Source organism: Hyphomonas beringensis (genome assembly GCF_000682755.1).
In the GTDB taxonomy this organism is placed as follows: domain Bacteria; phylum Pseudomonadota; class Alphaproteobacteria; order Caulobacterales; family Hyphomonadaceae; genus Hyphomonas; species Hyphomonas beringensis.
In genome coordinates this window covers 1-7,474 of the sequence record NZ_AWFF01000071.1, presented here as the reverse complement: position 1 = coordinate 7,474, position 7,474 = coordinate 1, and the positions used below count along the sequence as shown (strand labels likewise).

The window sequence follows — 7,474 nt, the reverse complement described above, 5'->3', positions numbered from 1 at the left end:
CGAAACCTGGCGGCGGCACTACAACACCGCGCGCCCACACTCTTCTCTGGGCTACCGGCCACCTGCGCCACAAACCATCTTGCCCGCGGCGTTCATACCGCCTTACTGTGAGGAGTTAGCGGCATGAACGCCGCTACGTGAAAACCGCCGGACTAACAAAACCGGTGGACCACCCCTGTGGGGCAGAGCAGGGGGGTGAGGGATAGGTACGGGCGTATCCGCTTTTAAAGGCGCTGTGGGTATCGCTCCGCGTGGGCTACCCCACCTAGCTATGCAAATTCTCCTAATTCCTCGCCAACACGTGTAACGAGAGCCTCTGCATCTCGAAGCGGAAACTCCATGCCCTTTTCATCAAAAAAGTGAAACGCCACGGCATTGGCACCTCTTAGTCCAAGTACAATGGCATCCCGTAGCCTCCCTTCATCAATGACTGACTGCGGAACTGCAATCTCTACCTGGAGGCATTTGTCTTTCCGGCTGTAGGGGCCAACCTGCATATCATTAAATTCCGGCTTCCCAAGTGAACCCTCAACGACAAAAACCGCATTCACGTGGGGAACCTCTCCAAGTGTACCTTGGTATTTTGGTTTGCGCGCCCTTTCCATAGCCTTTATTGCCGTACCTATAGCATCAGAAATCCGGGCCCCTTTCAGTTCTGGTCCACGATAATATCCCGATATTATAATCATCGCACCCGTCCTAATCCAGAATTCCATGCGTCAACTGCCCACGGCTGCAGATTTTGCCGCCCAGGTCGAGTTTCCTCATAGAAACGTTCCAATTTCAACATTTGACTACGTGTTCCATTTGCATATTCATAAAGTTGAACGCCATGCTCACCATCTCTAATATACTGTAACTTTCGTACTCCCATATCTTGAGTAGGGCATTGTCAGAGCAAACGGGCTTGAGGCGTAGGGCGGGGGCGTTTAGCCTTGGAAAATGACCAAGAACCCGTTCCGCTACTTCAAAACCTCGCCCGAAATTATCCAGCTTGCGGTCATGATGTACGTTCGATTTTCACTCTCTTTGCGCAACGTCTAAGACCTGCTCCACGAGCGAGGGATCGACATTTGCCAAGAGACTGGCCAACACCTGAACAATCGCGCTGAAAATTCTCACCTGCCATTCTGTCGACGAGAACGGGGATGTCCCGTTTCCGGCGCATGCGAAGTTTGCAGAAGTTCTCCTCAATCCATTCGTTTGTATACAACCACCTCAATCATCAGCGGAATATCGAGAGCAGGGCGAGGTTTAAATCGTTACGCGACGCCGCTCTTGTCGAGTGGCGCGAGCTGATCGCCGCCTGAGACCTGCTCGTTTGCGAAAAACGGAGACTGGTTCGAATTCGTCTGACACCACCTTATGGAGCTAAGCTGGAGGCGTCAGGGACCCGAAGGCTGAGGTCCCAACAAAAAAGAGCCGCCTTAGCGGCGGCTCTTTCAGGTGGGCTAAGAAGACAGGGACTGTATTGGTTTAGTTTCTGCGCTGGACACCGGAGCTTTTCCGGGTGGGGAATTTCCCTTCCAGCGTATTTTTCGAGGCTGTCTCCAATTTCTTGCTCATCATCTTGCCGTTCTCGATTGTTTTCAGCGTTGCGCCACTGCCATTCGACGATTTCATGTTGGAGCCTTTGACTTCGATGTTCATCATGAAGTCGCTAGTCGCGCATTCCTTGCCGAAGGCTTCCTTGCCGTTATTGAGCGACACACTGGATTGGACGCGATACCAGTTGTTGATGTTCATGGCCTGAGACGGAAGGCTGAAGAAGTTTCCGTTGCCGTTTGATGGCACTGAGGACCCGCCTGCCGTCCAGGTTAAAGAATGCTCAGAGCCAAGCTGAGTACCCAGGCCTGGCGCATTCGGATTCTGACCTTTGTTATACAGTTTGAAGCTAACGGTGATCGAGGTCACACCCGGATCAAGGGCATGCAGATAGTTGATATAGCCTTCCATTTGCACATTGATCGACGCATCCGGACTGTAGTGAAGCGTGTACGGATCCGTGATATTTCCGGTGCCCTGATACTTCAGCGAGCTTTTCAGCTTGTCTTCGGTCCAGGGTGAGCAACAGCCTGGCAGGTCCGGATTTGATGGCACATCGAATATGTTCGGATCGGCCATTTCCAGTTCCATTTCAATGAGCGGACCGGCTGGCATGCCTGGATTGCCGGTCAAGCTTCCGGTATTGCCACCACCGTCGGGTGGATTAGCGCCACAACCTTTGACGAACTTCACATAGCCTTCATCGAAATTCGCTTCGTCGTTCATATCGACTACGAAACTATACGTCTGACCTGCCACTACATTTGTTGTGAAATCTGCTGGCAGCCATGGACGTCCCACAGGAGGGCCACCGGCAACCGTCACTGTATTGGTCTGCCCGACAACACTCCCGTTCAGGCCATCACCATTCCTGATGGAAATTGAGCCGGTTGCTGTGCCACCGCGATTGGAAAACGCGCCCCCGAATTTGACTTCACCTGTGCATTCTGGGGTGAAAGTCTGATAAAAATTGTTCCGACCGTTTGCGATATCCAGATACTGGCGGTCAACGCCAGCTCCGGCATTTGTCGCATCAGAATCCGGTCCGGTCGTGTACCATGTTGCCTGCCCGCCGGGGCCATCCACTTTGACAATATTCGGCTGATCGCCTGAACCAAACGTCCAGCCAGTCGGCTGGTTGTTCTGGTTTACGGTCGTATGGTTACCGTACGAGGGCATGACGTCGTCTTCAAATCCACCATTGGTTAGCACATTGCCTGAAAGTTGTTGGGCATTAGCCGTTGAGCTCATCAATAGGGCGGTTATGATGCTGGTTGAAGCGATTGTGATTACGCGTTTGTTCGTCATCGTGTTTCCAGTTCTGTTGTTCTTAACGTCCTTCACGCATAACGAACTGGCTGTTGGGCACACTCACATGATCATGTGGCAAAGCGCGAAACCTGAGTGTTTGCTTATAGGTGTGATGGCCAAGTCTGCTATCAGACCACAATGGAAACAGCTTCAGACGCTCCAGAAAACAGACGCCGACCATTGATTGGCACCCTACTGATGGCTGCAAGTGTCGCCGCTGTGATGGCCCTGTGTTTCATTTGTGCTGCCCCCCGCTTCCCAGACCTCTCCTCTCAAAAGATTGAAGCTGAAGAGGTTAGTGTCCTGCCGCATTCGGGCCAGGGCCCATTTCGTCGGCGAAAGGTGAATGAGGAAGTCTATGACCTCAACTCAGCATTTAAAATTCCCATGAGAACACGTCGTCAGTACACTCATGCCTTCACGGTAGACCAGATCCCGCCACAGGGTGGTGAGGTATTTGCGCCCTATGTTGGCGGTGCAGCAGAAGTCTATATGAACGGTGTCAGATTTGGCACGGACACAGACGCAAATGTCCATTTTCCCGGTCTGGCACGGCGCTATATCATGTTGGATATTCCGGTCGCTGCCTATCAGTCCGGGAGAAACAGATTGACGATTGTTGTGACCCCGGACCGCTCATATGCAGGGTTACCTGAGCTTTTCGTTGGTCGCAGAAATGATTTTCTTGAGGCGCAGGCAAGACAGGCTGGTTGGCTCAACGTCCTGCATTTCGTCCAGATTGCGACCGGGGCAGTCATTGTCTTTTTGGCCGCGGCGGGCTTCTTCGTCAGGGCTAGGTTTGGCGTCTACCTTCCATTAATGCTGATCGGTTCGGGTCTCATCGTTTTAGCGTATCTGAGCACGGCGCACCGCTTGCCCATGCCCGGTTTGCAGACAGACTTCGCGCTTGCGACGTATGGCATAATGGGACTTTCGTGCCTTGGTCTTTTGCGATGGCTGCCCATGGGCGATCGACCTGTACTCCTCGGTCTGTGGGGGTTGGGGATCGCATCCAGCCTGATTGCAGTCGCCTTTCTTCTGCCCATCCAGCGACCGCCATCGGCGCATTTACTGACTTATCTTATCGTGGCCGGGCTCGCCCCGTTTGGCGTGTACGTAGGCTTGACGTCATTGCTTGAGGACAGGCGTCTTGCCAAGCGATCGCAGGCGGAACTCCAAAAAGTGGTGTCCAGGCAGCAAGCTATTATCTCGGCGCAGGAAGCTGCGATTGAGGAAGGCCTGAAAGCAAAAGGGCGACTTGAAGAACGCCAGCGTCTGACCCGTGATATTCATGATGGCATTGGTGGACAGCTTCTCTCGCTGCTCGTGCGGGTTCGCGGTGGTGAAATAAGTTCGGCGGAAATTGAGAATGACCTTCAGTATGGTCTCAATGACCTCCGCTTGATCGTCGACTCCATGGATCATTCTGAAGGGTCCTTCGATAGCGCGCTCGTTACCTTCAAGGCTCGCGCCCAGGCGCAGCTCATTGCCGAAGGTATCGCGTTGCAATGGGAGCAGTCTGATCCGTTTGTTCCGACATATTTCGGCCCCGCGGCCATCCTCAACATATATCGGCTGATGCAGGAAGCCGTAACGAACTCAATGCGTCACGCCGACTGCGACGAGCTGTCTATCTCTATTTGCCGCGAGACTGAAAGTGATGATCTCGTGATCACCATTGCGGACAATGGCGTTGGTTTTGCGACAGGCGGTGACCCTGATGCAGGTCAGGGCCTCAAGAATATGCGTTACCGGGCCCGGGTGCTAAACGGGAAGCTGGATATTTGTGAAAGCGCGTCGGGGGGAGTGCGGATACAGCTTACGGTCGAACCTGAAAACAGGGGGAGAGCCCTGTCACGGATTGATGTCGATCAGGCCGCTCTGAAGCGCTTCGAATATCGCTTCATTGCGTGAATGCACGCTTAGTTTGCGGTAAATGGACTTGGTGTATTCCCTGACTGTGTTGAGCTTTATCTCCAGTACGTCTGCCGTCTCCTGATAGGACAGGCCCCGGGAGAACATCACCAGGATGTCCTTTTCACGTGGTGTAATAGTGCTTTCCGCTGCCGCTGGGAGCAAAGGTTCGGTCTCGGCGGTGGTTTTCAGGAGTGCCAGAAGGTGGGTTGCCGCCTGGGGACTGATCGGGTTGTCACCACACATTACTGATTCAATGGCCTGTTCGATCTGTGAGGGCGGCGTATCCTTTAACAGATATCCTTGCGCTCCCGCCTGCAAAGCAGCCAGCACGCTGACCTTATCTCCGAGCACGGTGAGAATAAGCGCTTTTGTTTTTTTTGTTTCCTGGAGATCGGCGACGAAATCCAGCCCGCTTCCATCAGGAAGCTGCAGGTCGACCAGACAGATATCACTTGGATGCGCCTGATACATTTGGCGCGCCTCTAAAAGGGTTTCTGCGGCAAAGGCGAGTGACAGTTTTTCAGAACGCGCAACGATTTTTGAGAAATGCGCACGCATACTGAAATTGTCTTCCAGAATGCCAACCCTGACAATTTCGGTCACTTCAATGCCTCATCGGCTGAGGGGAGTGTATCACGCGCCCAGCATGTTCCATTTGGCTGGTCTTTGATGTCGATCCATACCCTGTCCTCCGGGGCGTGTGCTGACCGAGGGGCAGCCACAGCGCTGACACCGCCCTGATGATAGTCAAGCACCCGCCAGTCTGCGCCTAACTGTCCTGCGCAATAGGCGTTGGCCTCTGAGAGTGTACCGAATGTATCCCCTCTGACGGGCGGCGTGAAATCTATCTCCCCGCCAACCCAGAAATCGGCGATAAAAACCCTGACGTCTAATGGTATGTCGGTGGACATGGTTGGCACTGACGATCTGGTGTCTTTAAAGCAGGCAAGAGGCAGGGCATCGCTGCACAGTCTGTCTCCGTAGATCGGATTGCAGTGCGGAGAGGTCCATACACCATTACAGGACAGGAACTGAAAATCCACTCTAATGTCATTTGTTGGTTTGTACGGTGCAAAAGTTAGCCCCGAGGGTTGGGTGGGCTCTGAGCAGACAGCCATCGCCGAGAAATCTGCGGTTGTGTCGTCGTAAAACAGTATTTCCAAAGTCACAGGGCCATCATCCTTCTGCAAAAAAGACAGAAGGTCGAAGTATTCCCGAAATTCACCATAATCTCTGTCAGGATCGTTGGACTTGAACCTGATGTCTTTCAGGCGTGCCGAAAACACATTGTCGGGTGTCCTGCTCCAGCCCGGCACATCAGATAGGGTCTGAATTTGGTTGTGAAATGCATTGGGGTTGTAGAACTCACCGTTGTGGCCGGGGAGGCTAAGATCTCCCAGCGCCAGATAGTCATTACTTTCTCGATCTGGCTCGGCGATGCGGGTAACGAACAGCCCGCTTGATATACGCGGGGGCATCTCGAAGAAATCAATCAGAACCTTGTCCTGTCCGGGTTCATCATATTGTCGCCGAACAGGAAAGTTGTAAAAATGGCCCGGATACGCGGATAAACGACCGCTATTTCTCGATGGCTCAGGGGTGTTGACCTGAAAATTGTCGTCAACGCCGTTCATTAGAATATGCTTGGTCTGGCCATAACGACACTGAAAATTCAACAAAGCTCGATAGCCGCTTCCCGCGCCATAAGGATCAGGGCCGACAGCTTTGTTTGCTCCGCTGTGTTGCCCGAACACCAAAAACAGCCCACCAACCACACCACCTGAAATGACAGCGCTCATGAGGCTCAGAATAATAATTGTCCATCTGGACATAAGTGAGAACACTCCCTCGGGTATCTGCTGGGAACTTCAGAAGTCTAAAGAAAATTGGATTTATCTGGACCAACACGTCGCATCAGGCTGATCCTTGATATCGATCCAGACCCGTGAGTTTCCGTAACTTGGTATACCATAGCCTTTGAGGGTCCAGCCACCTCCATCATGAAAGCTCGCCACACGCCAGCCTTCTCCGAATGTTGAAGCGCAAAAAGCATTTGCATCTGCCAGCGTTTTGAACCGATTTCCTGGTTGAGGCGGGGTGGATGCGAGAATTCCCCCTGTCCAGTAAAGCGGGTCGCCCAGTGTTTCCGGCACGGGTGCGTCGATATCCCGAAAGCACAATAACGGTCTCTCCAGATGGCATTTGGTGTCGCCGTGATAAGGATCACAATGGCGCTGATTTTCTGTGTCTGATCCGCAGGAGGCGCTAAAAAATTCGTCATCTCCCCCTTTCTGATTGGTGTCTTTTTCCGCACCCGGTCCAAACGTAAGCCCCAAGGCCTCTGTTTGTTTTGGTGGCGGTTCAGCGTAACCGCCTGGAACAGGCAGGCTAAGAGACGCCAGACTCCAGATGACAATGGCAAAGAGATTCCTGAGCATGCCGCGACATCTACGATGGTTGCCTTGTTCGCGGAACCACATGATTATGTGGGCTGGTCTCATCGCCAGATATTCAAATCCATGCATTGTCAAAGGAACCGGTCTTTAGGTGGACAATCTTGGTATATAACCTCAGAAAATGGCTAGATCATCCTTCCGCTACTTCAAGACGTCACCTGAGGTTATCCAACTTTCTGTGATGATGTATGTCCGATTTCCGCTGTCTCTGCGCAATGTCGAAGACCTGCTTCACGAGCGCGGGA

The 7,474-nt window shown here is 52.8% G+C and carries 7 protein-coding genes and 2 pseudogenes; 4 read left to right on the top strand and 5 right to left on the bottom strand.

All coding sequences use genetic code 11. From position 1 onward, the window contains the following. Positions 1-127: integrase core domain-containing protein (locus tag HY29_RS18995; protein WP_155838378.1), on the top strand; the 127-nt coding region annotated here is incomplete at its 5' end. Positions 128-269: 142 nt separating this feature from the next. Here HY29_RS18995 and HY29_RS15380 read toward each other — a convergent pair. Beyond that, positions 270-716, bottom strand: coding sequence for a hypothetical protein (locus tag HY29_RS15380; protein ID WP_034798553.1), 447 nt, complete (start codon positions 714-716; stop codon positions 270-272). 226 nt (positions 717-942) lie between these two features. Here HY29_RS15380 and HY29_RS19950 point away from each other — a divergent pair. Further along, positions 943-1,310, top strand: a pseudogene (locus tag HY29_RS19950) (DDE-type integrase/transposase/recombinase). A 166-nt stretch (positions 1,311-1,476) separates the two neighbouring features. On the opposite strand, the gene HY29_RS15370 reads toward HY29_RS19950, so the two are convergent. Beyond that, positions 1,477-2,853 (bottom strand): hypothetical protein, encoded by a 1,377-nt coding sequence (locus HY29_RS15370; protein ID WP_155838377.1) that lies wholly within the window; start codon positions 2,851-2,853, stop codon positions 1,477-1,479. Between the two features lie 201 nt (positions 2,854-3,054). Here HY29_RS15370 and HY29_RS15360 point away from each other — a divergent pair, with 201 nt between their 5' ends. Further along, entirely contained in the window at positions 3,055-4,770 is a 1,716-nt protein-coding gene (locus HY29_RS15360; RefSeq protein ID WP_034798546.1) for a sensor histidine kinase, read from the top strand. Here HY29_RS15360 and HY29_RS15355 read toward each other — a convergent pair. The 3 genes from HY29_RS15355 to HY29_RS15345 are packed head-to-tail and all read right to left on the bottom strand — an operon-like array spanning position 4,711 to position 7,253. After that, positions 4,711-5,376, bottom strand: coding sequence for a response regulator (locus tag HY29_RS15355; RefSeq protein WP_051601613.1), 666 nt, complete (start codon positions 5,374-5,376; stop codon positions 4,711-4,713). The genes HY29_RS15360 and HY29_RS15355 overlap by 60 nt on opposite strands. Then, positions 5,373-6,605 carry a hypothetical protein gene (locus tag HY29_RS15350; RefSeq protein ID WP_034798544.1) on the bottom strand — a complete coding sequence of 411 codons (1,233 nt, stop codon included), beginning with the start codon at positions 6,603-6,605 and terminating at the stop codon, positions 5,373-5,375. The genes HY29_RS15355 and HY29_RS15350 overlap by 4 nt, the downstream gene beginning before the upstream one ends. Before the next feature lie 60 nt (positions 6,606-6,665). Beyond that, a complete protein-coding gene (locus tag HY29_RS15345; RefSeq protein WP_162176745.1) occupies positions 6,666-7,253 on the bottom strand; it encodes a hypothetical protein in 588 nt (195 codons plus the stop codon). Between the two features lie 97 nt (positions 7,254-7,350). Between HY29_RS15345 and HY29_RS19945 the strand changes: the two are divergent. Then, a pseudogene (locus tag HY29_RS19945) lies at positions 7,351-7,474 on the top strand (IS6 family transposase); the annotation flags it as partial.

What these genes read in the sequence shown, in the direction of transcription:
- HY29_RS15345 (WP_162176745.1), bottom strand. Translation starts at nt 7,253, where the DNA reads ATGTGGTTCCGCGAACAAGGCAACCATCGTAGATGTCGCGGCATGCTC.
- HY29_RS15370 (WP_155838377.1), bottom strand. Translation starts at nt 2,853, where the DNA reads ATGACGAACAAACGCGTAATCACAATCGCTTCAACCAGCATCATAACC.
- HY29_RS15350 (WP_034798544.1), bottom strand. Translation starts at nt 6,605, where the DNA reads ATGTCCAGATGGACAATTATTATTCTGAGCCTCATGAGCGCTGTCATT.
- HY29_RS15380 (WP_034798553.1), bottom strand. Translation starts at nt 716, where the DNA reads ATGGAATTCTGGATTAGGACGGGTGCGATGATTATAATATCGGGATAT.
- HY29_RS15360 (WP_034798546.1), top strand. Translation starts at nt 3,055, where the DNA reads ATGGCTGCAAGTGTCGCCGCTGTGATGGCCCTGTGTTTCATTTGTGCT.